Raw genomic sequence first — 26,856 nt, forward strand, 5'->3', positions numbered from 1 at the left:
GCTTCCTCAAAACGGCCTGGCGACGACATGACGCCAGTGATACTCGACGCGCGTCGCGTCACCCGGGGCTTCGAAAACCAACTGGTCCTGCAGCCAGCTTTGCGTGTCTTCCGAGGCGCCGAACCCTCGCGCCGTGACGAGATACGCGCGCACCCACGGGCGGCTCTCGATGCGCCAAGGCTCGACGACACATTGCGGCGGACGGCCGGACCCCGGCCACGAGGCAACGGGCACGATGGCCTGCCGCTCGAAGCTGTCCTGCCGCCGCCAGGCTTGCGGCTCGCCCGACTCGGCCGCGACAGTGGGCGGAATCAGCGAGCCATTCATAAGCGCCCGGGAGCACAGCACGAGCGCGGCGTCGGCGGCATGAAAGGACTGCAGATGATCGGCAACGGCATCAGCGTTGCGTCGCGCGAGCAGCGCTGCCTCGAACCACGCCGCCGAGGTCACGAGCATCATCGCGACGATGAGCAGCACGACCGGCAACGCGACACCGCGACGACGGGCGCATGGGCGACGCTTCACGCCGGGACTCGCTCTCATGACGCGACGGGCGCAACGACCGCCACAACGTTACGCAGCACAACGTGCCGCCAGAACGCCTGTCGCGCTCGCCCATCCGCGCCCACCACTTGCGCCCCCTCGCAATCGACGTAACGCACGCGCCGCGCAAAGACGGCCCCGCGCACCAGCACGCACAGATCGACCGCGACGACCGACGCCCACTGATCGCGCGCAATCGCCGAAGCCTCGACCGCCTGCGCCGCGCCCGCCTTCCAGTAGCGCACCCTTAACCGCTCGACGCCCTCGACGAGCGGTTGCGCTGTGCCGACTTTTCCGGAGCCCTCGCAGTAAAGCTCGGTCTCGCCGGTCGAACCGCTCACCTTGGCGTGATAGCGGTTCACGATTTCGACGCCCGCCGCGCCGATTGCCTGTCCAAGGCAATCGGTAACCTGGCCGTTCGCGGCGGCCCACGTCGATACGGCGTCGCCCTGGTAACGCACGGCAAGTCCATCGGAGCGGCTCGATAGCGACTCGCAGGTGAGCGCGGCGTCGGCGCCGCTCGGGCGTCCCGCCGCGCAGCCGAAGATCGCAGGGCCGGCTAGCGGCGAGCGTGCGTCCGCGGCTACAAAGCCGGCCATCTGGATCTGCTCGCCGATCAGCATCAACGCATTCATGCCGGCTTCGTGGATACGCGCGGCGTCGCTCGCCCGCGCATAGGCCTCACGCTGCGTGCGGTAAGCCGACAGCGCCCCGAGCGTCACCACGAGGCCGAGCGCGACGGCGATCGTCAGTTCGAGCAGTGTGTGGCCGGCCCGACGGTGCACATGGACAAGACGCGCGTTCATCGCAGGAACGCCAGAGCGATGCACGCGCGGCCGGAAGGCGCTGTGGCATCGATACACGGGGCGACACGGGAAACCGCTGCCGATGCCGACGCCGCGCCGAACGGTGCCGCCGCCCAACTGACGGACGCGATCGAGGCGTCGCCGCCCGCGCTCGACGTACTCAGCCGCGCATCCGGCACGACACTCGCCGTCAGCGCCTTCCATCGATCATTCGTGGCGCCCGTTGTGTCTGCCTCGCGTGCAGCTTCGGCAATCGCGTCGGCGGCAAACGCCGCGCGTTCGCGCGCCGCCGCCAGTTGCGCGTGTCGGCCCAAGCCGATCTGCGTGCTCATCAGACCGAGTCCGCACATCGCCATGACCCCGAGCGCGATAGCCACTTCGAGCAGCGTCGATCCGCGCACGCTTCGTCCGCTCGCCTGGCTCATGACGCCCCCGTGCATGCGCCGTCGCTGATGCGTGCCCGGCCGCCCGCCGCGATGCGTATGCAGCGCCGCCACCCCGCGCCGCGTTGCGCGGCCGACGTGATCCGCGGGCCGATCTCGAAGTTGCGCAAGCTGCCGATGGTCTGCCCCGCCGGCGGCGAAAACGCGATCGCGGTGAGCCCCGACGCCACACTGATTGCGTCGAGCGCAGGCTGGATGCGCAAGGGAATATACGCGCCGGCGCGCTCGATCATGACGGCCCAGCCGCACGACCAGTCGGCAACACCGGACGGACACGCCTTTGCCGCCGCAAGGCAGTTGCGCGCCGTATCGACGCGGCAAACGGTGATACGCGCCTTGCGCCGTATCGCCTCATTGCGCGCGTAAGCGAGCGTGCCGAGCATGGCGTTGGCGCGCGCGTCGACCTGATCGCGCACGCGCCACGCGGTGAAAACGGGCGTGGACACCGTCGCGCAGATCGCCAGCAAGGCGATTACGATCATGGTCTCGATAAGCGTGAATCCTTCGCACTTCATCAGCAATCCTTAATTTGAGCGGATTGCCATCAATCTACGGACGAAAGCGAAACGAAACAATTAGCCGAACGGCTAGCTGGTGCGCGCAGCGTCGGCTCGCGAAAATGCAAGCACTACGACAACGGCCAGGCAGGAGGGAAGAAAAATGCGAATGCGCTCAGCGCTTTTTCGTGGGGTTGTTGGCAGCACCCGCACGGCGGAATTCCTCGATCACGTCTTCGAATTCCGAGACGTCCTCGAAGCGTCGGTACACCGAAGCAAACCGCACGAACGCGACCTTGTCGAGTTCGCGCAATTCGCCCATTACGAGTTCGCCAAGGCGCTCGCTGCGCACTTCGCGCTCGCCGCTGCCGAGCAATTGATATTCGATACGGGCAACCGCCGCGTCGATCGCATCGGCCGCAACCGGACGCTTGCGCAGCGCCAGTTGCATGCTCGCCACGATCTTGCGGCGGTCGAATTCCGTGCGGCTGCCATCCTTCTTGACGATGGCCGGCATTGCCAGCTCCACCCGCTCGTACGTCGTGAAACGCTTGTCGCAGGCCGGGCAGCGGCGGCGGCGCCGGATCGCGGCGCCGTCTTCGGACACGCGCGAGTCGACGACCTGCGTGTCTTCATGCCGGCAAAAGGGGCAGCGCATGGCTTATCGCGCGGCTTAACGGTAAACCGGGAAACGCTTCGTCAGCTCGGCGACCTGCGCCTTCACGCGCTCGATCGTCGCGGCGTCTTCCGGATTGTCGAGCACGTCGGCAATCAGGTTGCCCACCTGCTCGGCTTCCTTCACGCCAAAGCCGCGCGTCGTCATCGCCGGCGAACCGAGACGGATGCCGCTCGTCACGAACGGCTTTTCCGGATCGTTGGGGATCGCGTTCTTGTTCACCGTGATGTGCGCGCTGCCCAGCACGGCTTCCGCCGCCTTGCCGGTAATGTTCTTGGCGCGCAGGTCCACGAGCATCACGTGGCTTTCCGTGCGGCCCGAAACGATACGCAGGCCACGCTTGACCAGCGTTTCCGCCAGCACGCGCGCATTCTCGACCACTTGTTGCTGATAGGTCTTGAATTCCGGCGCGAGCGCTTCCTTGAACGCGACCGCCTTGCCGGCGATCACGTGCATGAGCGGGCCGCCCTGGATGCCCGGGAAAATGGCCGAGTTGATCTGCTTCTCGAACTCCGCCTTCATCAGGATCACGCCGCCGCGCGGGCCGCGCAGGCTCTTGTGCGTGGTCGTGGTGACGAAGTCGGCGTGCGGAACCGGGTTCGGGTAGACGCCCGCGGCGATGAGGCCCGCGTAGTGGGCCATGTCGACCATGAAGTACGCGCCAACCGCCTTGGCCACCTTGGCGATGCGCTCGAAATCGATACGCAGTGCGAATGCCGACGCGCCAGCGATGATCAGCTTCGGCTTCGTTTCATGCGCGCGCTTTTCGAGCGCGTCGTAATCGATGTCTTCCTTCGCGTCCAGGCCGTAGCTCACGACGTTGAACCACTTGCCGCTCATGTTCAGCGCCATGCCGTGCGTGAGGTGGCCGCCTTCAGCGAGGCTCATGCCCATGATGGTGTCGCCCGGCTTGAGCACGGCGAAGAACACGCCCTGGTTGGCCTGCGAGCCCGAGTTCGGCTGAACGTTCGCGGCTTCGGCACCGAACAGTTGCTTGACGCGGTCGATCGCGAGCTGCTCGACGATATCCACGTTTTCGCAGCCGCCGTAATAGCGCTTACCGGGGTAGCCTTCGGCGTATTTGTTGGTGAGCTGCGAACCCTGCGCGGCCATGACGGCGGGCGAGGTGTAGTTTTCCGACGCGATAAGCTCGATGTGCTCTTCCTGGCGGCGGTTCTCGAGTTCGATCGCCTTGAAAAGTTCGGGATCGACGTTGGCGATGGTGCTTTCGGCTCTGTCAAACATACGGATTCCGTTAAGTGTGTTCAGGTTGACCAGGTCTCGCGCGGAACGCGTAGCGGGTACGCGGCGCTGCTGGCGAAGAGGCCAGCCTTGACGTGGCGGAAGGAGGCGCCGCACACGCGAGGCAGGACAGCCCCGGCAGCGCTAACGAAAGCGCGCGGAATCAGGCTGCCCAGGCGAACGGCAAAACGGCGCCCTGCGCTTCACGGTGGGTCGTTCCACCTTGAGTCCCCAATAGCGAGCGTGTTGCCGCCATGCCGGAACCCTATCGCCAGTCACGCAGGGATTGAGCGCGTTAGTGTATTGGAACGGCAGGGAATAGGCAACCGCCCGCGCCCGGGGCGTCCGGGCGCCACCTGCCTGTGGGCGCGGCGGCCAGGACCGCCGGCCATGCGGCCCGCGCGCGTACTGTCCCTTCCTTGTCGCAACGCAGCATTGCAAGTAGGCTTCCCTGTTTCCTCGCCTTCTACCGACCAGGGAGCCTCCATGATCGTTTTCGTCACCGGCGCGTCCGCAGGATTCGGCGCCGCCATTGCCCGGGCCTTCGTGAAGGGCGGCCATCGCGTCGTCGCCACGGCCCGCCGCAAGGACCGCCTCGACGCACTGGCCGCCGAACTCGGCGACGCCCTTCTGCCCCTCGAACTCGACGTACGCGACCGCGCGGCCGTCGAAGCCGCGCCCGGTGCGCTGCCGCCGGAGTTCGCCGCCGTCGACGTGCTCGTCAACAACGCCGGCCTCGCGCTCGGCGTGGAGCCGGCGCATAAGGCCGACCTCGACGAATGGGAAACCATGATCGAAACCAACTGCACGGGCCTCGTGCAAGTCACCCAGGCGTTCCTGCACGGCATGGTGGCGCGCAACCGCGGCCACATTTTCAACCTCGGGTCGGCGGCGGGCCGCTGGCCGTATGCGGGCGGCAACGTTTATGGGGCGACCAAGGCGTTCGTGCGCCAGTTCAGTCTGAATCTGCGCGCGGACCTCGCGGGCACCGCGCTGCGCGTGACCGACGTCGAACCGGGCCTGTGCGGGGGCACCGAGTTCTCGAACGTGCGCTTTCGCGGCGACGACACGAAGGCCGCCAACGTCTACAAGGACATGCAACCGCTCACGGCCGGGGACATCGCCGACTCGATCTACTGGATCGCTACGCGCCCCGCGCACGTCAACATCAACACCATCGAACTGATGCCCGTTGCCCAGACGTTTGCCGGTCTCAGCATCCATCGCGGCTAAAATTACCTTACAAATTTTATACTTACGTCAGTCGTACGAAAGACGTTGGGGGCGTGCGTTCCGGTAGAATGCGCGGCATGGAAAATTCCACCAGCAAGCCGGATGAGGCGTCAGCGCCGGCCGGGCGCGGTTTTACGTGGCCGGTACGCGTCTACTACGAGGACACCGACGCCGGTGGCATCGTGTTTTACGCGAATTACCTGAAGTTCTTCGAACGCGCGCGCACCGAATGGCTGCGCGCGTGCGGCGTCGATCAGCGTCGGCTCGCCGAGGAAACGGGCGTGCTCTTTGTCGTGCGCAGCACTGCGCTCGATTACCGCGCGCCCGCGCGCCTCGACGACGTCGTCACGACCGTGAGCCGCGTCGAGAAGCTGGGGCGCGCTTCGGTCGATTTCATGCAGGAAGCGTGGCGCGAGCACACGCTGCTCGCCACGGGCACCATTCGTGTCGCCTGCGTCGACGGCGCGGCCATGCGCCCCGCGCCAATTCCGGCCCGCGTTCATGAAGCATTGCAGCGTGGACCACAGAAAGACCTGTACGCCGTGTCAACGGCAGTGCAGTAATTACCGTTGATACGACGCCAGTGAACTCGCGCCGGTCAATGCAGGACCAAGCAGGGTTCGGCCGCGACGGCGCGAGAGCTTCCCAACCGCCTACAGGAAGCCTTGCGTTGTCTTGCAGCCGCTCGCCCCTTTCGGGACGTCACAACGAACCTATATGAACACTACACAAGATCTGTCGATCATTTCTCTCGTTCTTAATGCGAGCATACTGGCACAGGCGGTGATGGGGCTTCTTCTGCTCATGTCGCTGATTTCCTGGACTTTTATCTTCCGCAAGTGGTTTGCGATCCGCCGGGCGCGGTCCCAGACAGAGCGCTTCGAGCGCGACTTCTGGTCAGGCGGCGACCTGCAGGCGCTCTATCAAAGCGCAGCTAACAACCGTCACACGATCGGCGCGCTCGAGCGTATCTTCGAGTCGGGCATGCGCGAATTCCTGAAGGCGAAAGAGAAGCGCCTGAACGATCCGAGCCTGGTGCTCGACGGCGCCCGCCGCGCCATGCGCGCCGCGTTCCAGCGTGAAATGGATGCGCTCGAAGCGAACCTCTCGTTCCTCGCGTCCGTCGGCTCGGTGAGTCCGTACATCGGTCTTTTCGGCACGGTCTGGGGGATCATGAACGCGTTTCGCGGTCTCGCGAACGTGCAGCAGGCCACGCTCGCGAACGTCGCACCCGGCATTGCCGAAGCGCTGACGGCAACGGCAATCGGTCTGTTCGCCGCCATTCCGGCGGTCGTCGCTTACAACAGCTACGCGCACGACATCGACCGTCTGGCGATCCGCTTCGAAACCTTCATCGAAGAGTTTTCGAACATCCTGCAGCGTCAGGCCCACTAATCTTCACGAGCAAGGAGTCGAAGATGGGAGGCTCAGTCCGTTCGAGCATGCGAGGCAGCCGCTCGCGCCGTGCGATGGCCGACATCAACGTCGTGCCGTACATCGACGTGATGCTGGTATTGCTCGTGATCTTCATGGTGACCGCGCCGCTGGTCGCGCCGTCCATCGTCAATCTGCCGACCGTCGGCGGCGCGTCGCAGCAACAGCAGGTGCCACCCGTCGTTGTCAATATTCGCCCCGACGGCAATCTGAGCGTACGCTACAAGGATGACTCCGGCGCCACGCAGCAGGAAACCATGACGCGCGCCGATCTCAACGGCTTCGTCGCCGATCGCGAGCAAAGCCATCCCGACCAGCCCGTCGTGATCGCCGCCGACAAGTCCGTCAAATACGAGACGGTGATGAACGTGATGTCAGACCTGAAGTCGCATGGCGTCAAACGTGTCGGACTGCTCGTCAAATCGCAATGATCCGGAAGAACGATTCGTATCCGCTGCAGCCTCCGCGCGAGCGTGGCACGGGACGTGCTATCGCCCTCGCGGTGGTCATGCACGTGCTGCTCGGTCTGTTCCTCTATCACGGCATCCACTGGCAGAACAGCACGCCGGCGGGTGAGGAAGCAGAACTGTGGACCGAGGTGCCGGACCTGTCGACGCCGAAGCCGCTGCCGCCGCCCGCGCCGGTCGCCCCTGCTCCGCCGCCGCCTCAAACCGAGGACGCCGACATCGCGCTGCAACAGCAGAAGCGTAAGCAGCAGGAAGCGCAGCGCGAGGCGCAACTGGCCGAGCAGCAGCGTTTGAAGGCACAGCAGGAAGCCGATGCGAAGCGCCAGCAGCAGCTTGCGGCCCAGCAGGCTGCCCAGCTCGCCGCGCAGCAGAAGGCGGAAAAGCTCAAGCAGCAGCAGGAACAGCAACAAGCCGCGGCAGCGAAGCAAAAGCAGCAGCAACAGCAGGACGCGCTCAAGAAGCAGCAGCAGGAAGAGGACCAGCAGAAGCAGGCAAAGCTCGACGCACAGAAGAAGGCCGACGCCGAGAAGGCCGCGAAGGCGAAGGCGCAAGCCGACGCGCAGGCGAAGAAGCTCGACGCGGAACGCCGCGCCCGCATCGCGCAGATGCAAGGCTCGATGGGCGGCGGCGAAGGCACGAGCGGCAATGGTCTCGCGAAGAGCGGCACGGGCAGCGGCTCGGGCGGCAATGCGACGTCGCCGGGCTATGCGGACAAGGTGCGGCGCCGCGTGCGCCAGTTCATTGCATGGTCGGGCGAAACTTCGGGTCTTGAAACGGAAGTCTCCGTGCGATGCGCGCCGAGCGGCACACTGCTTTCGGCACAGATATCGCGGAGCAGCGGCAACCAGGCGTGGGATGACGCCGCGTTGCGCGCGGTTCAGCGCTCGGATCCGATGCCTGTCGATACCGACGGCAAGGCGCCTTCTAGCTTCAAGATCACCTTGCGTCCGGCGGGCTGACGGCGAGCGCAAGGCGCGGAAAGGTTGAGGAAAGCCGGCGCGCGGCAGTGGCCGACAAAGGAACGATTCGAACGTTTTCGGGTCAGTCTGCTGTTGCGCGTTATGACAAAATTGCTTTTTTCAGGAAATATCACAGCATGACATTGATGACGAAGCTTGGCCTGCGAACCCTCGTCGCGTCCTGCCTGATCACGGCGGGCGGCGCGGCGAACGCACAACTCAACGTCCTCGTCACCGGCGTGGGCTCCACCCAGTTCCCCATCGCCACGGCAAACTTTGCCGGTGAAGCGAATTCGCCCGAACAGGTCGCGGCCATCGTGCGCGCCGACCTGCAACGCAGCGGGAAATTCACCAACATCGACGCCGGCAGCGCGCCAGTCTCGGAAAACGACTCCGTCGACCTCGGTAGCTGGAAAGCCAAGGGCGCCAACGCGTTCGTTGCGGGCAGCGTGAACAAGCTCGGCAACGGCCAGTATGAAGTGCGCTTCAAGCTCTACGACACCGTGAAGGGCGAAAGCCTCGGCGGCCTTGTGCTCACGAGTCCGGCAAGCGGTCTGCGCATGAGCGCGCACAAGGTTGCGGACTACATCTATCAGAAGCTGCTCGGCGACCGCGGCGTGTTCGCCACGCGTCTTTCGTACGTGATCAAGACGGGCGGCCGCTTCCAGTTGCAGGTTTCGGACTCCGATGGACAAGACGCGCACATCGCGCTCTCCAGCCCCGAGCCGATCATCTCGCCGGCCTGGTCGCCCGACGGCACCAAGGTCGCTTACGTATCTTTCGAGAAGAAGAAGCCGATCGTCTACGTGCACGACCTGCCTACGGGTCGCCGCGTGATCATTTCGGACCAGAAGGGCAACAACTCGGCGCCGGCCTGGTCTCCTGACGGCCGCACGCTCGCGGTAGCACTGTCGCGCACGGGCAACACGCAGATCTTCGCCGTCAATGCCGACGGCTCCGGTCTGCATCGCCTCACGCAAGGCACGACGATCGACACCGAACCCAACTACTCTCCTGACGGACGCTGGATTTATTTCACGAGCGACCGCGGCGGCCAGCCTCAGGTTTACAAGATGCCGGCCCAGGGCGAAAGCGCCGGAGCGGCACAGCGTGTGACGTTCACCGGCAACTACAATACGAGCCCGAAGGTCAGCCCGGACGGCAAGCAACTGGCGTACATCTCACGCACGGGTGGCGGATTTAAGCTGTACATTCAGGATCTGCAATCCGGTGTCGCCACGGCGCTCACTGACACGACACATGACGAATCGCCCAGCTTCGCGGCGAACGGTCAGTACATTCTTTACGCCACACAGGTGAACGGCCGTGGCGTGCTGGCCGCTGTATCGACCGACGGTCGGACGCGGCAAATCCTGTCCGTTCAGGGCGGCAGCGTACGCGAGCCGTCCTGGGGTCCTTTTATGCAATAACACTTCAGGAGAGCAAAAATGATGTCGAAGAAAGTACGCCTGGCCTTGGCCGTTTTGATGATCGGTGCACTGGCAGCATGCAAATCGGGTGTCAAGGAAACGAACCCGAACGCCGGCGCGATGAACACCCAGCCGAACCCGAACGCGGTCGCCCAGGTGAACGTCGATGAGCTGAACAACCCGAACAGCCCGCTTGCCAAGCGCAGCGTGTACTTCGATTTCGACAGCTACGCCGTGAAGGACGACTACCAGTCGCTGCTGCAAGCTCACGCCCAGTACCTCAAGACGCATCCGGAACGTCACGTCCTGATCCAGGGCAACACCGACGAGCGCGGCACGAGCGAATACAACCTGGCGCTGGGTCAAAAGCGTGCTGAAGCAGTCCGTCGCGCCCTTTCGCTGATGGGCGTGCCCGATTCGCAAATGGAAGCTGTCAGCCTCGGTAAGGAAAAGCCGGTCGCAACGGGCCACGACGAAGCCTCGTGGGCGCAGAACCGCCGCGCTGACCTCGTGTATCAACAGTAATTGAGCATTGGATGAAGGGGCGTATGTCGCACCGTTTCTCCCCGCTGCGCGCAGCCGCAGCCGCCTGCGTGGCTGGCGTCGCCTTCGCGGCGCTGCCAGCCCACGCGGGTATCTTCGATGACGATCAGGCGCGCCAGGCGATCCTCGACCTGCGCGCGAAAACGGACAGTCTGTCGAGCCAGTTGTCCGCCGCTCAACGCACGATCCTCGACCAGTCCAACCGCCTCGACCAGCTCAACCAGCAGGTCGCGACGTTGCGCGGACAGAACGAGGACATGGCGAACCAGTTGGCGACCCTGCAGAAGCAACAGAAGGACTACTACACGGATCTCGACACGCGGCTCAAGAAGTTCGAGCCGCAGCAGGAGACCGTGGACGGCGTGCAGGGCACGGTTCAGCCGGGTGAGATGGACGCGTTCAACGCCGCTTCGCAGCAGTTCCGCAACGGCGACTTCAAGAACGCGGCGGCATCGTTCCGAAGCTTCATCGCGAAGTTCCCGCAGAGTCCTTACCAGCCGACCGCGCAGTACTGGCTCGGCAACGCGCTCTATGCGCTGAAGGACTACAAGGGGTCGACCGCGACTTGGCAGAACGTCGTCAGCAAGTACCCGCAGCATCCGCGCGCTCCCGAGGCGCTGCTGGCCATTGCGAACAATCAGATCGAGCAGGGGCAAAAGGCTGCGGCCAAGCGCACGCTCGAGCAGGTCGTTTCGCAATACGGCAGTTCGGATGTTGCCCAGACGGCGCAGAGCAAGCTTTCACAGCTCAAATAAGCGCTGCTGGCTGGTTTTGGCGTGATGTGGCGTTGGCGTATGCCGATGCCGCGAAATGCGCCTCTCGCGTACAGGAAAGCCCGGGGCACCGCGTGCCTCGGGCTCTTCCATCGGTTTTATGGCAGCAATGGTTGACGCTCTTGTCATTCATCGCTATAATCCCGCTTCTCTTTTGGGTCGTTAGCTCAGCTGGTAGAGCAGCGGACTTTTAATCCGTTGGTCACAGGTTCGAATCCCGTACGGCCTACCAAAGAATCAAACAGAAAGCCCAGTCTTCGGACTGGGCTTTTTGCGTTATGACATGCGCCCAGCATGTATACTCCCCGCTCCCCCGCCGTCCCATTCCCGCTGCACAGGCCAACGTCACCATGAAGTTCACGACCCTTGCCTGCGCTCTGCTCGCGCTTTTCTGGCTCAGTCTGCGCGTTCAGGCGCAAACCCAACCGCAACCCGAAGACTACGAATACCTGCGCCGCATTCGCGTGCCGGATGCCGTCGTCAACTGCGTTGCCGCGCTCGACCAATGGGTGCACAAGGCGCAGCGCTACGATTCGCTGCTCGTGCCCGATCGCCGTGCGCTTTCGGCGAAGATCGAGCAGCCCGTCAATGCCACGCCTGCGCCCGCCGCAAGCGAGCCACTCACGCCTGTCGCGTCGATCGACACGTTGATCCATCTGCACGCCTTCGCCAAGGTCCGCGGCAAGTACGCCTGGGTTCCGGTGAAGGCCACCTGCGGCATCTGGCATTCGCACGTCGTCGATGTCGCGTTGTCGCCGCGCGGCACGCACACAACGTCGCCGATCCACTGACGATACTTCGTCGTCCTTAGCGGCTTCAGCATAAAAAAGCGCGCACGCCAGGGGGCGCACGCGCTTTTTCGTATCGAGCGAGGCGCGGCCCATGCCGCGCGCAAACTCAGTCTGCCTTCACGCCTTCCACCTGGATCTGCAGCGTCGTGGCCGTCTTGAAGCCATACGACTGACCCCAGTTCACACCGTAATCCGCGCGGTCGAATTGCGCCGAGGCGTCCGCGCCGCACACTTCACGCTTGAGCATCGGGTTCTGGAAGCACTTGAACGAATCGATCTTCAGATTCAGCGGCTTCGTCACGCCGTGCAGCGTGAACGTGCCGATCACTTCCACCGGCTTGTCGCCGTCGAAGCGGATCGACGTGCCCTTATAGGTGGCCGTCGGATACTTCCCGGCGTCGAGGAATTCGGCCGAACTCACGTGCTTGTCGAGCTGCGCGTTGCCCGTGTCGATCGACGACGCGTCGATCGTCACGTCCACCGTGCCAGTCTTTGCCGCGCGGTCGAGCGTGACCGTGCCCGCGCTCTTCGTGAACTTGCCGCGCCACACCGACACGCCGCCGAAGTGATCGGCTTCGAAGCTCGGATAGGTGTGCGTCGGGTCGAGGTTGTAGGTCGTGGCGGCTGCGAGCGCCGGAGTGGCGACGAAAGCTGCGAGCGCGGCGGCGGTGGCCGCGGCGAAAATCGTGGTCTTCATGAATCGGTTCCTGGTGCGAGAGAAACTGGGTGAAAAAGCGATGCCGCGCGCGCGTCAGTGCGCGCCGGTCACGATGTGAAACTTGATCTGTACGTCGTCGGCGACGATCGAGGTGTCCTTCCACTCGCCCGAGCCGATGCCGTACGCGAGGCGCTTGATGGGCAACGTCCCGTCGAACACCTGGTTGGCGCCGTCCTTGCGGTACTGCACCGGTACGACGACGTCGGTCGTCTTGCCCTTGATGGTCAGCTTGCCGGCCACGCTGAACGCGCCGTTCGCGCCCGGTTTGATCTGCGTGGAGACGAAGGTCGCGTGCGGGAAATGCGCGGCGTCGAACCATTCGCCGCCGGCGACTTCCTGGTTATATTCCGGCGCGCCGATGTCGAAGCTCGCCACTTCCACGTCGAGCTTCGCGCTCGATGCCGCGACGTTCGCCGGATCGAAGCGCACGTCGGCGGTGAAGTGATTGAAGCGCCCTTCGACCGGCACGTTCATCTGCTTGAACACGGCAGTCACGGAGTTCTTCGCGGCTTCCGCCGCGGCGCTGGCGTTGGAAGCGAAAGTCGCGGTAAAAGCCGCGCCGGCGGCGAGCGCCGCGCCGAGCGTGACGACGGAAGCGGTATGGGCAAGACGCTGGATCATGGGCAGTCGGTCCAAGGTGGGAGGCATCGGGAAAGGGATACGACGCGTGCGCGCCGCGAAGTCAGTCGCGCGGCGTGCCGAACGGCAGCATGCGCGAGAGGATGTTCTGCCGGTCGATCAACTGATGCTTGACGACGGCGAGCACGTGCAGCACGACCACGATGAGCAACGTGTAGTTCAGCGAGATATGCACGACGCGCAGCACGCCCTTGAGCGCGGTGTCGGGGCCGATCAGCACGGGCAGCGGCCAGATGCCGAGGTACACGACCTGGATGCCCGCCGCCGAGCTATAGAGGTAGCCCGTCACCGGGATCGCGACCATCAGCACGTAGAGCGCGGCATGACCGAGGTGCGCGGCGAGCCGCTCCCAACCATGCATGGAGCGGGGCAGCGCGGGCGCGGCGTGCGTGACGCGCCAGAGAATGCGCACGAGCACGAGCGCGAGCACGGTCACGCCTATCCATTTGTGCCACGAGAAGTAGCGCAGCTTGGTGGGCGTGATGCCGGGAATGTCGGTCATGATCCAGCCGAGCGTGAAGCCCCAGACGATCAGCGCGGCGATCAGCCAGTGCAGCAGCATGGCGACGCCGCTGTAGCGGCCGGCGGGCTTGACGGTAGGATTCATCGGCATACGACTCCAATATTCGAGGTGTGCACTTTACCCGGCCAAACCTATTCAAACAATCGTCTAAAATGGATGGTTATCATCCACTTTTTCGATAGGTCGAAAAGGACCGCACCTCGTGGACCGCACCTCGGACCGCTCACCCAGCCTCGAACAATTGCGCGCGCTGATCGCTGTCGCCGAAACCGGCAGCTTCTCGGCGGCGGCGCGCCAGCTCGACCGCGCGCAGTCGGTGGTCAGCTATACGATCGCCAATCTCGAGGCGCTGCAGGGCGTCGCACTGTTCGAGCGGGGCAAGCGCAAGCCGGAACTCACGGCCGCGGGCCGCGCGATCCTCGCCGACGCGCGCCGCCTCGATCTGCTCATGGGTCAGCTTAACGCCAAGGCCGCTGGCCTGCAGAGGGGCCTCGAGGGCGAAGTTTCGCTCGCCGTCGACGTAATGTTTCCGTCGCAGCGCCTCGTCGAAGCGCTGCAGGCGTTCGCGTTCACGTTTCCCACCGTCGCGCTGAATCTCACCATGGAAGCGCTCGGCGGCGTGCTCAAGCTCGTGCTGGACGGCGACTGCGCCGTGGGCATCAGCGGGCCGAACCACAACTGGCCGCATGTGATCGAGGCGCAGTCCATCGGCACCGTTGAACTCGTGCTCGTGGCCGCGCCCTGCCATCCGCTCGCGAGGGCGGAGCACCCGGTGCGCATCTCGGATGCGCGCGAGCACACGCAACTGGTGCTCACCGACCGCAGCCGCCTCACCGAAGGCCAGAACTTCGGCGTGTACAGCAATCGGGCGTGGAAGCTCGGCGATCTTGGCGCCAAGCACCGGTTGCTGCTCGCGGGCCTCGGCTGGGGTTCGATGCCGAAGCACCTCGTGGAAGCCGATCTCGAAGCCGGGCGGCTCGTGCGCGTGGCGCTCGCGGACCGGCGCTCGGTGAGCTACAACATCTCGCTGATCCATCGCACCGACGCGGCCCGCGGCCCCGCCAGCGAGTGGCTCTGCCACTACCTGACGCAAGGCACGCCGCCCCAAGCGCCGCTGCCCGACGCCCGCTGAAATAGCGCCTCGGCGTTGCGCATGCGAGTTGTACGCATGCAACCCCGCGTACGCCTGACAATGCTTCACAATCCCGCGCGAACCGCGTCACGCGGGGCTCGCGCGAAGACAAGCGCCAAGCGGGCGCCTTCGGCCCTCACACGCCCGCATTTATCGAGATGGACCTCCGTGCCAGGATCGCGCCACCGCTCGCCCAGAACACCCGCGCGAGCTTTGCGTCACACGCCCGGTCACTTCGCATCATGGTCAACTTCGTCTGCTTTCTGCTCTGGAATCTCGCCTTGCTCTTCGCCGTGCGCGTGGGTTGCTGGCTCATTGGCTGTGCGCGGCCCGACGTCGCGCTCAATGGCACCCGCATCTTCGTCGGTTTGATGTCGATTGCACTCGCGTTCGACACGGCGGTCACCTTCCTCGTGTTCGCCGATGCCGGCGGCCCGTGGCAAGCGCACAACCCGAGCGAGACTTACCCCGAGCGCGCCTTCGCCTACGCGCTCGCCGCGTTGATGGCGCTGCTGATCGCGCGGCATGCGCGCCGGCAGGACTCACGCAAGGCGCGCAGTGAGCCGGCTGGCGAACAGGAAATCGAGACGTCTCCGTACAGCAAGTCGACGCTGCGGATGTAAGGCGCGCCGGCCGCTTTTGCTCTGTTTTTAACTCTTCCCCGCCTTGGCGGCCTTGCCCCCCTTGGGCGCCCTTGCAGCCTTGCCAGGCGCTTTGGCTGGCGCGGGAGGCAGCACGCCCGACCAGCCCGGCAGATAGCGCGCCTCGGGATCGTGTGCGTGCGAGAGCGCGTCGGCAAGCGCCGCGTCGAAGTCCTTGCGCAAGCGCGTTTCGGATACCTTGCGACGCAGATAATCGGCCCATAGAAATTCGCTGAACGGCGTCGTGTCCTTCGCATAGCCGCCCGACGTACGCAACTCGCCCGCGAGGCTGCGATACGGATCGTCGGCGAGGCCGAGGAGCTGCTTCGGCAACTGGTCGAATTCGCAGCGCTCGCCCGCGGCGTCGAACGGATGCACCCACTGGTTGTGCTCCATCATGCGCCAGAAGATGGTGGGCTCGAGCCACGAGAGATCCTTGAGCACGGTCACCCGCACGCTCTCCACCGATTCCTCGAGCCACGCCCGGCCAAGGTGGTGGTGGTCGACCACGTAGTAGCGCGACTTCGGCCCGAGCACGGCGGGAAACCAGTGCGAGTCGATGGCCGCCGCGCGGCCTTTCTTGTCGAGCGCCTGCCAGTGCGCGCGCTTCGCGCTCACTTCGCGAAAGCCCACGGTGATCTGCGTGGGGCGCAACTCGTCGAGCTTCACGGTAATGAGATGCAGATCGGTATTCTGAAGATTCATGGCGGGCCTCCTGTTTCGTTCCGGTACGTGCCAGTTTCGATCGCGCAACGATACAGCCGAACCGCCATGCATGCCGCATCAATCGAACGGGCGCAGCGCGCTGCGTGCGCAGGGTCAACCCCACGGCGCCCTGGGCACGTTGAATGCGCGCTTTTTCCACTTGGCCTATAAATGCTCCAGGTGACAAACCGGCGCCAGCCACGGCACAAGCGAGGGCATTGTGGATCTCGAAACCATCCGCGTATTCATCATGACCCGGGGCATCGACTTCGGGACGAAGGTCGTGGCGGCGATCGTCCTTTGGATCATCGGGCGCTGGGCCATCAGTCTCGTCGCCAGCTTGCTGCGCAAGGTGCTCGCGCGCAACGAGCGCGTCGATCCCACGCTCGCGCATTACCTCAGTTCAATTCTCGCCGCCATCCTGAACCTGCTGCTGGTTCTCGCAATCCTCCAGGTGTTCGGCGTGCAGACCACCTCGTTCGCCGCGCTCCTCGCCGGTCTCGGCCTTGCCATCGGTACGGCGTGGGGCGGCCTGCTCGCGCACTTCGCGGCGGGCGTGTTCATGCAGGTGCTGAGGCCGTTCAAGGTGGGCGACTTCGTGACGGCCGGGGGCGTGACGGGCACCGTGAAGGAACTCGGCATCTTCGGCACGACCATCATCTCGCCGGACAATGTGGTCAACATCGTCGGCAACAACAAGATCTTCTCGGACACTATTTCGAACTACAGCGCCACGTCCGTACGCCGCGTCGAGCTGACCGCGAAGATCGCCAACGGCGTGGATCCCGTCGATGCCGCCAGCCGCCTGCGCGCGGCCATCGCGAAAATACCCAACGTGTCGCAGGAACCGGCGCCCGACGTCGAGATCCTCTCGTTTACGCCCGAAGGCCCGCTGCTGGCCGTGCGGCCCTACACGAACAACGACACCTACTGGCAGGTCTACTTCGACACCAACCGCGCGATCGTCGAGACCTTCAAGGACGCGGGCTACCCCACGCCCGAAACGCCTTCGATCATTCGCCGCGTGGAGTCATAGCGCCGCGAGCCGGGTTCGACGCGCTCGACGCGCTCGCCAAAGCAAAACGGCATCGCCCTCGCAGGCGATGCCGTTTTTCATTGCGTTGCGGCGAGCAGGCGCCGCGCGCTCATCCGCGATTGGGCTTGCGCACGGCGGCGCCGCGCGACCCCTTGCGCAGCATCTTCCACAGCCCGCCGAGCAGGATCGGCACGATAGCCGCGCCGATGCCGATGAGCACGATCACGTTGAGGTACTGGCGAATGAACGGAATGTTGCCGAAGAAGTAGCCGAGCAGCACGAGCAGCAACACCCAGAACAGCGCGCCCGTGACGGTGAACAACTGAAAGCGTCGCATGCTCATTTGCGAGACGCCCGCGACGAACGGCGCAAACGTACGCACCACAGGGATGAAACGCGCGAGCACGATGGTCTTGCCGCCGTGGCGCTCGTAGAATTCGTGCGTTTTCTGCAGCGCGGCGCGATCGAGGAAGCGCTCGAGCACGGGAATATGCGAATTGAACACCTTCGGCCCGATGGCGCGCCCGATCAGATAGTTGACCGTATTGCCGAGGACCGCCGCCACGAGCAGCAGCACGATCAGCAGACCGAGATTCATCTCATGCGTAGCGGCAAACGCGCCGCCGATGAAGAGCAGCGAGTCGCCGGGCAGGAACGGCAGCACCACGAGACCGGTTTCGCAGAACACGATCAGGAACAGCACTGCGTAGACCCAGCCGCCGTACTGCTGGATGAAGACACCGAGAAACTTGTCGATGTGCAAGACAAGATTGACGAACTGCAGAAGCGTATCCAAAAGTGTCCCTTATTGATCGTGGGCCGCGCACCTGAAAAAGCGCGTTCGCCCTGTGTTGCGCGAGAAGCAAAATTGACCGCGCCATGATACCGAAAGTGCCCGGGCGTCACGAAAAATTCCCGCTAATTTCGGTGAATTCGCACACAAAGCGCGGCTAGATGGCGGTTTTAGGGGCGCACAAGCGCGTCGAGTCCGCGCGCGCCGACTCGCTATAATTGCGCGCATGTCTTCGAATTCCGAACCCACCGGCGCCGCGCCGGATTCCGCTCAAGCCGCCGCCGCTGCAAGTGCGGCCCGCGCCGCCCAACCCGCGCGCGCGATCCAGGCGCTGCCCGATCAGCTCATCAGCCAGATCGCCGCGGGCGAAGTGGTCGAGCGGCCCGCCTCGGTCGTCAAGGAACTGCTCGAAAACGCGCTCGATGCGGGCGCGAGCACGCTGCGCATCCTGCTCGACGAAGGCGGCGTGAAACGCATCTCCATCGCAGACGACGGCTGCGGCATTCCCGAAGCCGAACTGCCGCTCGCCCTCATGCGCCACGCCACGAGCAAGATCCGCTCGCTCGCGGAACTGGAAAGCGTCGCGACGCTCGGGTTTCGCGGCGAAGCGCTGGCGTCGATCGCCTCGGTGGCCGAGATGTCGATCACGAGCCGCAGCGCCGACGCACCGCACGCCGTGAAGATCGAGGGGCATACCGGCGCGGTCTCGCCGGCCGCGGGCGGCCAGGGCACCACCATCGAAGTGCGCGAGCTGTACTTCAACACGCCCGCGCGCCGCAAGTTTCTGAAGAGCGAGCAGACCGAACTGGGCCATTGCCTCGAGATGATCCGCCGCAGCGCGCTCGCGCGCCCGGACGTCGCGATCTCGGTGCTGCACAACGGCCGCGCGGTCGAGCACTGGAACGCGAGCGATCCGGCCACGCGCGTTTCGAAGATCCTCGGCGAAGTGTTCGCCACGGCGCACCTGCCGCTCGATGAGCGCGCCGGGCCGCTCGCCGTATACGGCTGCGCGGGTCTGCCCACAGCGAGCCGCAACCGCGCCGACCAGCAGTACTTCTTCGTGAACGGCCGCTTCGTGCGCGACAAGCTGCTCACGCACGCGGTGCGCTCGGCGTATGAGGACGTGCTGCACGGCGACCGCTATCCGTCGTACGTGCTGTTCCTCGACCTGCCGCCCGAAGCCGTCGACGTGAACGTGCATCCGTCGAAGATCGAAGTGCGTTTTCGCGATTCGCGCTCGATCCATCAGTTCGTGTTCCATGCCGTGCAGCGCGCGCTCGCGCGCCACGCGGGCGCGTCGCCCGAGACGACCTCGGGCGGCCACGCAGCCGCGCTCATCGAGCCGCGAGCGTTGCCGGGCGCAGGCGTGCTGGGCGCTTCGGTCGGGCTCGCATCGGGCGCGTCCGACCACGCGCGCTCAGGCGCCGCGTCCGGCGCCGCGGGCGGCTTCGGCGCGGACGGCAAGTTCGGCACCGCGAGCGTGGCGAGCAGCTTCGGCGGCGGCGCGGGCGGCGCGCTCTCGCGCGCTTCCGGCTTCGGCTCCGCAAACGCAGGCGGCGCCAACGCGAACAGCGGCAACACGTGGCTGCGCCAGTCGCGCATGACGCAAGGCAGCCTGCCCGTCGCGCAGCCGCTCGCGCTGTACGACGCGTTGTTCGGCCGCAAGGATGTCGGCGCGGGCACGGCGCAGGGTTCGACCGTGCCGCAGGCGCAGGACGGCGCCGCCGGCGCGTTCGCGGCCAGCACGCCGCACGCCGCGTTCCAGGCGGGCGAGGACCACCCGCTCGGCTTCGCGCTCGGCCAGGTGCACGGCATCTACGTGCTCGCGCAGAACGCGCGCGGCCTCGTGATCGTCGACATGCACGCCGCGCACGAGCGCATTCTCTACGAGCAGTTCAAGCAGGCGCTCGCCGAACGGTCGCTGGCCGTGCAGCCCTTGCTGATCCCGATTTCGATGCCGGCCGATCCTGTGGAAACCGGCACCGTCGAGGAAGAAAAGGCGACGCTCGAAGCGCTGGGCTTCGATCTCGCCGTCCTCTCGCCCACGTCCATCGCGATCCGCGCGGTTCCCGCGCTCCTTAAGGACGCCGATCTCCAGGCGCTCGCGCGCGCCGTGCTCGCCGATCTGCACGAGTACGGCGGCTCGCGCGTGCTGACCGAGCGCCAGCACGAGATGCTCGGCACGCTCGCCTGCCATCATGCGGTGCGCGCGAACCGGCGTCTCACGCTCGACGAGATGAACGCGCTCCTGCGCCAGATGGAAGCCACCGAGCGCGCCGACCAGTGCAACCACGGCCGGCCGACCTGGTATCAGCTCACGCTCGCCGATCTCGATCGGCTTTTCATGCGCGGTCAATGACGCAGTTCACGAAACACGAAGGCGGCGCGTTGCCGGTTGCCTGCCTGCTCGGCCCCACGGCCTCGGGAAAGACGGCGGCCGCGCTTGCGTATGCCGCGCAGGCGGCGGCTGGCGGGCGCACGGTGGAGATCGTGAGCGTCGATTCGGCGCTGGTGTATCGCGAGATGGACATCGGCACCGCGAAGCCGAGCGCCGCCGAGCGCGCGGCTGTGCCGCATCATCTGATCGATATCGTCGATCCTCTGGACGCGTGGTCCGCCGCCGACTTTCGCGCCGACGCGCTGCGCGTGACGGGCGAGATCGTCGCGCGCGGGAACGTGCCGCTGCTCGTAGGCGGGACGATGCTGTACTACAAGGCGCTCACGCAAGGTCTCAACGACCTGCCCTCGGCCGACCCGGCGGTGCGCGCGCAACTCGACGCGCAAGCCGCACGCGACGGCTGGCCCGCCATGCACGCCCGCCTCGCGCAAGTCGATCCGGCGACGGCCGCGCGCCTCGCCCCGAACGACTCGCAGCGCATTCAGCGCGCGCTCGAAATCTTCATGCTGAGCGGACAGCCGATGTCGGTGCTGCTCGCCACGCCCTCCACGCGCGAGGATGAAGCCGCGCGTTACCGCTTCGTGCCCGTTGCGCTGGAGCCGTCCGAGCGCGGCGTGCTGCACGCGCGCATCGAGGCGCGCTTCGACGCGATGCTCGCGGGCGGTCTCATCGACGAGGTGAAGGCGCTGCGCGCGCGCGGCGATCTGAATCCCAACCTGCCATCCATGCGATGCGTGGGCTACCGCCAGGTGTGGGAATACCTCGACGGCGACGTGGCTTACGACACCATGCGCGACAAGGGCGTGTTCGCCACGCGCCAGCTTTGCAAGCGCCAGCTCACATGGCTGCGCGCGATGCCGGAGCGCATCGTCGTGGATTGCTGCGCGCAAGACGCGACCGCGCAGGCAGTTGCGGCGATTGCGCGCATTGGCGGCTGACACCGCCGGCCCTTCTCGCCGCCGTCTCCTTTAGGGCGCTTTGTGCGCCACAACATCCCCAACAGCATTCACCCGACGCGCGTTCGACGATCGCGCGCGAGTCCTCCCCCGCCGCAGCGCGCCACCGAAAACGCCCTCGCCCGCTTGACTTTCGCTCGACCGGATACGATCATTCGTTCATCAATAGAGCAATTGCTCAGGCATGAGCCGATCACAAGCCAACCGGCCGCTTTGAGTAAGGAGACACCGAATGAACACCGAACGCAGCCAGGCGAACGTGATCCTGCACATCGGCGCCGGGTCGTTTCACCGGGCGCATCAGGCGTGGTACCTGCATCGCGTGAATCTCGCGCGCAAGCCCGACGAGCCCGCCTGGTCGCTCACTGTCGGCAACATCCGCTCCGACATGAACGCCGTGATGGACGCGCTGGCCGCGCAGAACGGCGCCTACACGCTCGAAACCGTCACGCCGCAGGGCGAGCGCGCCTACGAAACGATCCGCTCGATTACGCGCGTTCTGCCGTGGTCCGCCGATCTCGCCAACCTGATCGACGCGGGCGCCGATTCGAACTGCAAGATCATCGCGTTCACGGTGACCGAAGGCGGCTATTACCTCGACGAACACGACCGACTCGACACCGCGAATCCCGACCTCGCCGCCGACCTCCAAGGCGGCCGCACGACGATTTACGGTGCGCTCGCCGCGATCCTCGAAGCGCGCATGGCGCGCGACGGCGGCCCCGTCACGCTGCAAACCTGCGACAACCTGCGTAGCAACGGCAAGCGCTTTCATGCGGGCATGCGCGAGTTTCTCGCGCTGCGCGGCGCGATGGATCTGCGCGAATGGTTCGACGCGAACACGGCCTGCCCCGACTCCATGGTCGATCGCATCACGCCGCGTCCCACGCCCGACGTGCGCGAGCGCGTGAAAGCGGCGACCGGCGTGGACGATGCCTGCCCTGTGATGGGCGAGGCGTTCATCCAGTGGGTGATCGAGGATCACTTCTGCGCGGGACGGCCGGCCTGGGAGCGCGCGGGCGCGGAGATGGTCGAATCGGTGATGCCCTACGAGGAGGCGAAGATCCGCATTCTCAACGCCACGCATAGCTGCATTGCGTGGGCGGGCACGCTCGTCGGGCTCGACTTCATCCACGAGGGCACCAATGACGCCGACATCCGCACCTTCGCGCGCGAATACGTGAGCGAGGACGTGATTCCCTGCCTCACGCCCAGCCCGCTCGATCTCGCGAAGTATCGCGACGTCGTGCTCGAACGCTTCAGCAATCCCTACATCCAGGACACCAATCAGCGCGTGGCCGCCGACGGCTATTCGAAGATCCCCGGCTTCATCGCGCCCACGCTCGCGCAACGCATCGCCAGCGGCGCGACGCCCGCCGCCACGGCCATGCTGCCCGCGCTCTTCCTGCGCTTTCTGGAGCGCTGGCACAAGGGCACGCTGCCCTACACCTACCAGGACGGCGTGATGGACGAAACGGCCGTGCACCGCATGTTCGACAGCGGCGACCCCGTCTCGACGTTTCTCGGCGACAAGCTGCTGTGGGGCGGCCTCGCGGGCAACCCCACGCTCGGCGGCGCGGTGCGCGGCGCGCTCACGCGCGTCGACCAGTGGCTCGCCTCACGCGGTTGCAGCGTTTGAAGCGATACCGCGGCGGCGTCCGTCACATTCGCGCCGTGCGCGCCCTCCGGGTCGGCGCGCATGGCGCCGCGCCCGGCGCGCGGCTAAAGTAGCGCAACTCTCTTCACGGCTTTAGCGCGCCTATGTATCTCGGCATCGACCTCGGCACCTCCGAAGTGAAAGTCCTGCTGCTCGCGCCCGACGGCCGCGTGATCGGCACCGCCGGCACGCCCTTCGTCGTCTCGCGCCCCTACCCGCGCTGGTCCGAGCAGAATCCCGCCGACTGGTGGGACGGCACGCGCCGCGCGCTCGCCGCGCTGCGCGAGGCGCATCCGCACGAATTCGCGCAGGTGCGCGGCATCGGCCTTTCCGGACAGATGCACGGCGCCGTGCTGCTCGACGCGCACGACACCGTTTTGCGCCCCGCGATCCTCTGGAACGACATGCGCGCCGTGGACGAATGCGCCGAGCTCACCGCGCGCGCGCCGCAGTTGCATCGCATTGCCGGTAATCTCGCCATGCCGGGCTTCACCGCGCCCAAGCTGCTGTGGGTCGCGCGCCACGAGCCGCAGATCTTTCGCAAAACGGCCTGCGTGCTGCTGCCGAAGGACTATCTGCGCTTGCAACTCACGGGCGGCAAGGTCTCCGATCCCTCCGACGCGGCGGGCACGCTCTGGCTCGACGTGGCCAAACGCGACTGGTCCGACGCGCTGCTCGACGCCTGCAACATGACGCGCGCGCAAATGCCCTCGCTCGCCGAAGGCAGCGCGCCTTCCGGCACGCTCCTGCCCGCGCTCGCACGCGAATTCGGCCTGCGCGAGGACGTGGTGGTCGCCGCGGGCGGCGGCGACAACGCGACGAGCGCCATCGGCATCGGCGCAACCCAGCCCGGCGACGGCTTCGTCTCGCTCGGCACCTCGGGCGTGCTCTGCGTGGTGGGCGACCGCTTCCGGCCCAACCCGGCTTCCGCCGTACACGCGTTCTGCCACGCGATTCCCGACCGCTGGCATCAGATGAGCGTCGTGCTTTCGGCTGCGAGCTGCCTGCGCTGGGTTTGCAAGCTCACGGGCACGAACGAGCCCGCGCTGCTCGCCGAAGTCGAACAACTCCAGCCGCAAAGCCTCGCCGAAGCCCCGCTCTTCCTGCCGTATCTCTCGGGCGAGCGCACGCCGCACAACGACCCGTACGCGCAGGGCGTGTTCTTCGGCATGACGCACGCAACCGACCGCGCGCTGCTCGGCTACGCCGTGCTCGAAGGCGTGACGCTCGCGCTCACCGACGGCCTCGACGCGCTCGCGGCGGCCGGCACCGAAGTGGGCGCGCTGTCGATGCTGGGAGGCGGCGCGCGCAGCGGCTACTGGGCGCAACTGGTCGCGGACGCATTCAACACGCCCACGCGCCAGCACGGCGGCGGCGAAACCGGCGCGGCGCTCGGCGCGGCGCGCCTTGGCTGGCTCGCGGCGGGCGGCGACGCGCGTGAAGTGCTGACCAAGCCGCCCGTGGTGGCCGAATACACGCCGAACGCAGCGCGCCATGCGGCGCTGCGCGAGCGGCTCGCTGCCTACCGCGCGCTGTACCGTCACGTGCGCCCGCTCTTCGAGCCTTCGCGCGAACGCCACGCGTAAAGCTTGCAGTAAACTTCGGCCCCGAACCCTTACTCTCATCGTGCCCAAGTCCACCGAAAAACTCGATCTCGCGACCCGCGCCGCCTGGCTCTACTACGTGGCCGGCAACACCCAGAACGAAATCGCCGAGAAGCTGCAGGTGTCGCGCCCGGTCGCGCAGCGCCTCGTCGCGTTCGCGGTCGAGAAGAACCTCATTCGCGTGCGCGTCGATCATCGTCTCGCCGATTGCCTCGCGCTCGCCGATGCGCTTTCGAAGCGCTACGGTCTTTCGGTCTGCGAAGTGGTGCCCGTGGACAACGACACGCCCGAGGAAATCGACCGCAAGCTCGCGGTGGCCGGCGCGCAGGTGATGGAGCGTTACCTCACCGAAGAGCGGCCGATGGTGGTGGCGGTGAGCAGCGGACGCACGCTCAAGGCGGCCGTCGATCAGATCGCGCAGCTTGAGCGGCCGCAGCATCGGCTGGTTTCTATGGTGGGCGCGATCGCCCAGGACGGTTCGTCGAATCGCTATGACGTCGCACTGCATATTTCCGAGAAGACGGGCGGCAAGCACTTCCTGCTGCCCGCGCCGCTCATCGCCGATAACGAGGCCGAGCGCGCGCAGTGGTGCAATCACCGGCTCTACCGCATCGTCGAATCGCTTTCGGGCGAGGCCGATGTCGCGTTCGTGGGGATCGGCAACATCGGCGAGCACTGCCCGCTGCATGAGGACGGCTTCATCACGTCCGACGAAGTGCGCGAACTGATGGGCCAGGGCGCCGTGGCCGAAATGCTCGGCCTGCCGATCGACGCGGCGGGCAAGCGCGTCGATTCGCCCACGGGCCGGCGCGTGACGAGCGTGTACCTCGATTCCCCGCCGCGCCGCCCGACCATCGGCTTCGCCGGCGGCGCGCGCAAGCGCGAAGCGGTGATCGCCGCGCTCAACGGCGGCTGGCTCTCGGGGCTCGTTACCGATGAGTTGTGCGCGCGCGCGGCGATCGAGCGCTAAACTCTGCGCCGAGGCGAAAAAAAGCCCGCTCGAAGCGGGCTTGACAAAGGCAACCTCAGGTACCTCGCCACACAAAACACCGCCTCGCGCTTCGAGGCGATGCGTCCGGCAAGCCAGTTAAATCACGCAGCCAGTTGCTGCGCGAAGCGACGCTCGAACGCGAGACCGTCCGCGTTGAAAAGATGGCAATGGTCGGGCGTCGAGCCGACCTTGAACGCCTCGCCCCGTTCGTGCTGCTCGAGCGGCGGAATGCGCGCGATCAGGCCATCGGGCGCGACCGGACATTCGGCGTAGAGATAAGCGGCGTCGCCAAGGGACTCGACCGTCATCGCCTTCGCGCTCACACCTTCGCCGCCTGTCATGATGTGCAAATGCTCGGGGCGGATGCCCACGGTCACTTTGTCGCCTTCGCGCGCCGTGCCCGGCTCGACGGCCACCTTCTGCGTATCGCCCGTTTCGTAGCGAACGATAATGCCGTCGCTCGCAATCTGCTGCACCGTGCCGTCGAGGAAATTCATCTTCGGCGAGCCGATGAAGCCTGCCACGAACCGGTTCGCCGGCGCATGATACAAACGATTCGGACTGCCGACCTGTTCGACATTGCCCGCCGATAGCACGACGATCTTGTCCGCGAGCGTCATCGCCTCGACCTGATCGTGCGTCACGTAGATCATCGTCGTCTTGAGTTCGTCGTGCAGACGCGCGAATTCGAGGCGCATTTTCACGCGCAGCGCGGCGTCGAGGTTCGAGAGCGGCTCGTCGAACAGGAACACCTTGGGCTTGCGCGTGATCGCGCGCCCGATCGCCACGCGCTGACGCTGCCCGCCCGAAAGCTGCTTGGGCTTGCGGTCCAGCAGATGATCGATATGCAGGATCTTCGCGGCGTTCTTCACGGCCGCGTCGATCTCGGGCTTCTTCGCGCCCGCGAGCTTCAAGCCAAACGCCATGTTGTCGTAGAGCGTCATGTGCGGATAGAGCGCGTAGGACTGGAACACCATCGCGATGCCGCGCTTGGCCGGCGGCACGTCGTTCATGCGCGTGCCGTCGATCATCAAATCGCCGCCGCTGATGTCCTCGAGCCCCGCGATCATGCGCATGAGCGTGGTCTTGCCGCAGCCGCTCGGGCCGACGAACACGACGAACTCGCCGTCGCCGATGTCGAGATTCACGTCGCGCAGCACTTCGTTGTCGTCGTAGCGCTTCAGTACGTCTCTGAGGATCACGCTTGCCATGATGTGTCTCCGTTT

28 protein-coding genes, 1 tRNA gene, 1 pseudogene and 1 riboswitch are annotated in these 26,856 nt (G+C 65.7%); of the genes and pseudogenes, 18 read left to right on the plus strand and 12 right to left on the minus strand.

All coding sequences use genetic code 11. The features are described 5' to 3' along the window. Positions 1-6 precede the first annotated feature (6 nt). From U5768_RS21095 to glyA, 6 genes are all read right to left on the minus strand, one after another. Entirely contained in the window at positions 7-525 is a 519-nt protein-coding gene (locus U5768_RS21095; protein WP_322032341.1) for a hypothetical protein, read from the minus strand. Positions 526-539: 14 nt separating this feature from the next. Further along, the gene (locus U5768_RS21100) at positions 540-1,349 is read right to left on the minus strand and encodes a PilW family protein (protein WP_322032342.1); all 810 of its coding nucleotides are present in this window, start codon (positions 1,347-1,349) and stop codon (positions 540-542) included. Beyond that, on the minus strand, positions 1,346-1,681 hold the full coding sequence (locus U5768_RS21105) for a hypothetical protein (RefSeq protein WP_322032343.1): 336 nt from the start codon (positions 1,679-1,681) through the stop codon (positions 1,346-1,348). Before U5768_RS21105 ends, U5768_RS21100 begins: the two co-directional genes overlap by 4 nt. Before the next feature lie 89 nt (positions 1,682-1,770). Further along, positions 1,771-2,307 (minus strand): GspH/FimT family pseudopilin, encoded by a 537-nt coding sequence (locus U5768_RS21110; protein WP_322032344.1) that lies wholly within the window; start codon positions 2,305-2,307, stop codon positions 1,771-1,773. Positions 2,308-2,464: 157 nt separating this feature from the next. Continuing rightward, a complete protein-coding gene (nrdR, locus tag U5768_RS21115; protein WP_158758509.1) occupies positions 2,465-2,947 on the minus strand; it encodes a transcriptional regulator NrdR in 483 nt (160 codons plus the stop codon). Positions 2,948-2,962: 15 nt separating this feature from the next. Beyond that, positions 2,963-4,210, minus strand: a complete 1,248-nt coding sequence (gene glyA, locus U5768_RS21120; protein WP_322032345.1) for a serine hydroxymethyltransferase — start codon at positions 4,208-4,210, stop codon at positions 2,963-2,965. 160 nt (positions 4,211-4,370) lie between these two features. Continuing rightward, a riboswitch (ZMP/ZTP riboswitch) is annotated at positions 4,371-4,496 on the minus strand. 197 nt (positions 4,497-4,693) lie between these two features. Between glyA and U5768_RS21125 the strand changes: the two genes are divergently transcribed. The 10 genes from U5768_RS21125 to U5768_RS21170 all read left to right on the plus strand — a co-directional run bounded on the left by U5768_RS21125 (position 4,694) and on the right by U5768_RS21170 (position 11,837). Continuing rightward, positions 4,694-5,440, plus strand: coding sequence for an SDR family NAD(P)-dependent oxidoreductase (locus U5768_RS21125; RefSeq protein ID WP_322032346.1), 747 nt, complete (start codon positions 4,694-4,696; stop codon positions 5,438-5,440). Positions 5,441-5,508: 68 nt separating this feature from the next. Further along, entirely contained in the window at positions 5,509-6,003 is a 495-nt protein-coding gene (gene ybgC, locus U5768_RS21130; protein ID WP_322032481.1) for a tol-pal system-associated acyl-CoA thioesterase, read from the plus strand. 154 nt (positions 6,004-6,157) lie between these two features. Next, the gene (gene tolQ, locus U5768_RS21135) at positions 6,158-6,835 is read left to right on the plus strand and encodes a protein TolQ (protein ID WP_028205324.1); all 678 of its coding nucleotides are present in this window, start codon (positions 6,158-6,160) and stop codon (positions 6,833-6,835) included. A gap of 23 nt (positions 6,836-6,858) precedes the next feature. Continuing rightward, positions 6,859-7,305 carry a protein TolR gene (gene tolR, locus U5768_RS21140; RefSeq protein ID WP_158758513.1) on the plus strand — a complete coding sequence of 149 codons (447 nt, stop codon included), beginning with the start codon at positions 6,859-6,861 and terminating at the stop codon, positions 7,303-7,305. Beyond that, on the plus strand, positions 7,302-8,300 hold the full coding sequence (gene tolA / locus U5768_RS21145) for a cell envelope integrity protein TolA (RefSeq protein ID WP_322032347.1): 999 nt from the start codon (positions 7,302-7,304) through the stop codon (positions 8,298-8,300). Before tolR ends, tolA begins: the two co-directional genes overlap by 4 nt. A gap of 137 nt (positions 8,301-8,437) precedes the next feature. Then, positions 8,438-9,730: a Tol-Pal system beta propeller repeat protein TolB gene (gene tolB, locus U5768_RS21150; protein WP_322032348.1), complete on the plus strand. Its 1,293-nt coding sequence runs from the start codon at positions 8,438-8,440 to the stop codon at positions 9,728-9,730. An 18-nt stretch (positions 9,731-9,748) separates the two neighbouring features. Then, entirely contained in the window at positions 9,749-10,255 is a 507-nt protein-coding gene (gene pal / locus U5768_RS21155) for a peptidoglycan-associated lipoprotein Pal (protein ID WP_042266217.1), read from the plus strand. Between the two features lie 23 nt (positions 10,256-10,278). Continuing rightward, positions 10,279-11,028 carry a tol-pal system protein YbgF gene (gene ybgF / locus U5768_RS21160; protein WP_322032349.1) on the plus strand — a complete coding sequence of 250 codons (750 nt, stop codon included), beginning with the start codon at positions 10,279-10,281 and terminating at the stop codon, positions 11,026-11,028. Between the two features lie 174 nt (positions 11,029-11,202). Next, positions 11,203-11,278 (plus strand) — tRNA-Lys (locus U5768_RS21165). Between the two features lie 118 nt (positions 11,279-11,396). Further along, the gene (locus tag U5768_RS21170) at positions 11,397-11,837 is read left to right on the plus strand and encodes a BspC domain-containing protein (RefSeq protein ID WP_322032350.1); all 441 of its coding nucleotides are present in this window, start codon (positions 11,397-11,399) and stop codon (positions 11,835-11,837) included. A 106-nt stretch (positions 11,838-11,943) separates the two neighbouring features. Here the strand turns inward: U5768_RS21170 and U5768_RS21175 are convergent, their stop codons facing one another. From U5768_RS21175 to U5768_RS21185, 3 genes are all read right to left on the minus strand, one after another. Continuing rightward, positions 11,944-12,534: a YceI family protein gene (locus U5768_RS21175; protein ID WP_322032351.1), complete on the minus strand. Its 591-nt coding sequence runs from the start codon at positions 12,532-12,534 to the stop codon at positions 11,944-11,946. 54 nt (positions 12,535-12,588) lie between these two features. Then, entirely contained in the window at positions 12,589-13,176 is a 588-nt protein-coding gene (locus U5768_RS21180; protein WP_322032352.1) for a YceI family protein, read from the minus strand. 61 nt (positions 13,177-13,237) lie between these two features. Beyond that, the gene (locus U5768_RS21185; RefSeq protein ID WP_322032353.1) at positions 13,238-13,801 is read right to left on the minus strand and encodes a cytochrome b; all 564 of its coding nucleotides are present in this window, start codon (positions 13,799-13,801) and stop codon (positions 13,238-13,240) included. A gap of 118 nt (positions 13,802-13,919) precedes the next feature. Between U5768_RS21185 and U5768_RS21190 the strand changes: the two genes are divergently transcribed. Together U5768_RS21190 and U5768_RS21195 are read left to right on the plus strand one after the other, a co-directional pair. Further along, positions 13,920-14,849, plus strand: coding sequence for a LysR family transcriptional regulator (locus U5768_RS21190; protein WP_322032354.1), 930 nt, complete (start codon positions 13,920-13,922; stop codon positions 14,847-14,849). Between the two features lie 242 nt (positions 14,850-15,091). After that, on the plus strand, positions 15,092-15,472 hold the full coding sequence (locus tag U5768_RS21195) for a hypothetical protein (protein WP_322032355.1): 381 nt from the start codon (positions 15,092-15,094) through the stop codon (positions 15,470-15,472). A 108-nt stretch (positions 15,473-15,580) separates the two neighbouring features. Here the strand turns inward: U5768_RS21195 and U5768_RS21200 are convergent. Further along, positions 15,581-16,195: pseudogene (locus U5768_RS21200) on the minus strand (ParB-like protein); the annotation flags it as partial. A gap of 220 nt (positions 16,196-16,415) precedes the next feature. Between U5768_RS21200 and U5768_RS21205 the strand changes: the two are divergent. After that, positions 16,416-17,231, plus strand: a complete 816-nt coding sequence (locus tag U5768_RS21205; protein WP_322032356.1) for a mechanosensitive ion channel family protein — start codon at positions 16,416-16,418, stop codon at positions 17,229-17,231. Positions 17,232-17,340: 109 nt separating this feature from the next. Here U5768_RS21205 and U5768_RS21210 read toward each other — a convergent pair whose 3' ends face one another. After that, positions 17,341-18,027 (minus strand): DedA family protein, encoded by a 687-nt coding sequence (locus tag U5768_RS21210; protein ID WP_322032357.1) that lies wholly within the window; start codon positions 18,025-18,027, stop codon positions 17,341-17,343. 223 nt (positions 18,028-18,250) lie between these two features. On the opposite strand from U5768_RS21210, the gene mutL reads away from it, so the two are divergent. The 5 genes from mutL (at position 18,251) to U5768_RS21235 (ending at position 25,609) form a co-directional block, all read left to right on the plus strand. Next, complete coding sequence (gene mutL, locus U5768_RS21215) at positions 18,251-20,383, plus strand: DNA mismatch repair endonuclease MutL (RefSeq protein WP_322032358.1); 2,133 nt, start codon at positions 18,251-18,253, stop codon at positions 20,381-20,383. Further along, a complete protein-coding gene (miaA, locus tag U5768_RS21220; protein ID WP_322032359.1) occupies positions 20,380-21,360 on the plus strand; it encodes a tRNA (adenosine(37)-N6)-dimethylallyltransferase MiaA in 981 nt (326 codons plus the stop codon). The genes mutL and miaA overlap by 4 nt, the downstream gene beginning before the upstream one ends. A 250-nt stretch (positions 21,361-21,610) precedes the next feature. Beyond that, on the plus strand, positions 21,611-23,017 hold the full coding sequence (gene dalD / locus U5768_RS21225) for a D-arabinitol 4-dehydrogenase (RefSeq protein ID WP_322032360.1): 1,407 nt from the start codon (positions 21,611-21,613) through the stop codon (positions 23,015-23,017). Between the two features lie 122 nt (positions 23,018-23,139). Then, positions 23,140-24,621 (plus strand): xylulokinase, encoded by a 1,482-nt coding sequence (gene xylB / locus U5768_RS21230; protein WP_322032361.1) that lies wholly within the window; start codon positions 23,140-23,142, stop codon positions 24,619-24,621. Between the two features lie 40 nt (positions 24,622-24,661). After that, complete coding sequence (locus U5768_RS21235; protein WP_158758530.1) at positions 24,662-25,609, plus strand: sugar-binding transcriptional regulator; 948 nt, start codon at positions 24,662-24,664, stop codon at positions 25,607-25,609. Positions 25,610-25,731: 122 nt separating this feature from the next. Here the strand turns inward: U5768_RS21235 and U5768_RS21240 are convergent, their stop codons facing one another. Next, positions 25,732-26,841, minus strand: coding sequence for a sn-glycerol-3-phosphate ABC transporter ATP-binding protein UgpC (locus U5768_RS21240; RefSeq protein ID WP_322032362.1), 1,110 nt, complete (start codon positions 26,839-26,841; stop codon positions 25,732-25,734). Positions 26,842-26,856: the final 15 nt, after the last annotated feature.

Source organism: Paraburkholderia sp. J76, assembly GCF_905220295.1.
GTDB lineage: Bacteria > Pseudomonadota > Gammaproteobacteria > Burkholderiales > Burkholderiaceae > Paraburkholderia.

Coding starts and splice junctions, on each gene's coding strand:
- tolR (WP_158758513.1), top strand. CDS start 6,859: ATGGGAGGCTCAGTCCGTTCGAGCATGCGAGGCAGCCGCTCGCGCCGT.
- pal (WP_042266217.1), top strand. CDS start 9,749: ATGATGTCGAAGAAAGTACGCCTGGCCTTGGCCGTTTTGATGATCGGT.
- U5768_RS21125 (WP_322032346.1), top strand. CDS start 4,694: ATGATCGTTTTCGTCACCGGCGCGTCCGCAGGATTCGGCGCCGCCATT.
- U5768_RS21185 (WP_322032353.1), bottom strand. CDS start 13,801: ATGAATCCTACCGTCAAGCCCGCCGGCCGCTACAGCGGCGTCGCCATG.
- ybgC (WP_322032481.1), top strand. CDS start 5,509: ATGCGCGGCATGGAAAATTCCACCAGCAAGCCGGATGAGGCGTCAGCG.
- glyA (WP_322032345.1), bottom strand. CDS start 4,210: ATGTTTGACAGAGCCGAAAGCACCATCGCCAACGTCGATCCCGAACTT.
- mutL (WP_322032358.1), top strand. CDS start 18,251: ATGTCTTCGAATTCCGAACCCACCGGCGCCGCGCCGGATTCCGCTCAA.
- ybgF (WP_322032349.1), top strand. CDS start 10,279: ATGTCGCACCGTTTCTCCCCGCTGCGCGCAGCCGCAGCCGCCTGCGTG.
- dalD (WP_322032360.1), top strand. CDS start 21,611: ATGAACACCGAACGCAGCCAGGCGAACGTGATCCTGCACATCGGCGCC.
- U5768_RS21100 (WP_322032342.1), bottom strand. CDS start 1,349: ATGAACGCGCGTCTTGTCCATGTGCACCGTCGGGCCGGCCACACACTG.
- U5768_RS21105 (WP_322032343.1), bottom strand. CDS start 1,681: ATGAGCACGCAGATCGGCTTGGGCCGACACGCGCAACTGGCGGCGGCG.
- U5768_RS21175 (WP_322032351.1), bottom strand. CDS start 12,534: ATGAAGACCACGATTTTCGCCGCGGCCACCGCCGCCGCGCTCGCAGCT.
- U5768_RS21110 (WP_322032344.1), bottom strand. CDS start 2,307: ATGAAGTGCGAAGGATTCACGCTTATCGAGACCATGATCGTAATCGCC.
- U5768_RS21170 (WP_322032350.1), top strand. CDS start 11,397: ATGAAGTTCACGACCCTTGCCTGCGCTCTGCTCGCGCTTTTCTGGCTC.
- nrdR (WP_158758509.1), bottom strand. CDS start 2,947: ATGCGCTGCCCCTTTTGCCGGCATGAAGACACGCAGGTCGTCGACTCG.
- U5768_RS21240 (WP_322032362.1), bottom strand. CDS start 26,841: ATGGCAAGCGTGATCCTCAGAGACGTACTGAAGCGCTACGACGACAAC.
- U5768_RS21180 (WP_322032352.1), bottom strand. CDS start 13,176: ATGATCCAGCGTCTTGCCCATACCGCTTCCGTCGTCACGCTCGGCGCG.
- miaA (WP_322032359.1), top strand. CDS start 20,380: ATGACGCAGTTCACGAAACACGAAGGCGGCGCGTTGCCGGTTGCCTGC.
- xylB (WP_322032361.1), top strand. CDS start 23,140: ATGTATCTCGGCATCGACCTCGGCACCTCCGAAGTGAAAGTCCTGCTG.
- U5768_RS21195 (WP_322032355.1), top strand. CDS start 15,092: ATGGTCAACTTCGTCTGCTTTCTGCTCTGGAATCTCGCCTTGCTCTTC.
- tolA (WP_322032347.1), top strand. CDS start 7,302: ATGATCCGGAAGAACGATTCGTATCCGCTGCAGCCTCCGCGCGAGCGT.
- tolB (WP_322032348.1), top strand. CDS start 8,438: ATGACATTGATGACGAAGCTTGGCCTGCGAACCCTCGTCGCGTCCTGC.
- tolQ (WP_028205324.1), top strand. CDS start 6,158: ATGAACACTACACAAGATCTGTCGATCATTTCTCTCGTTCTTAATGCG.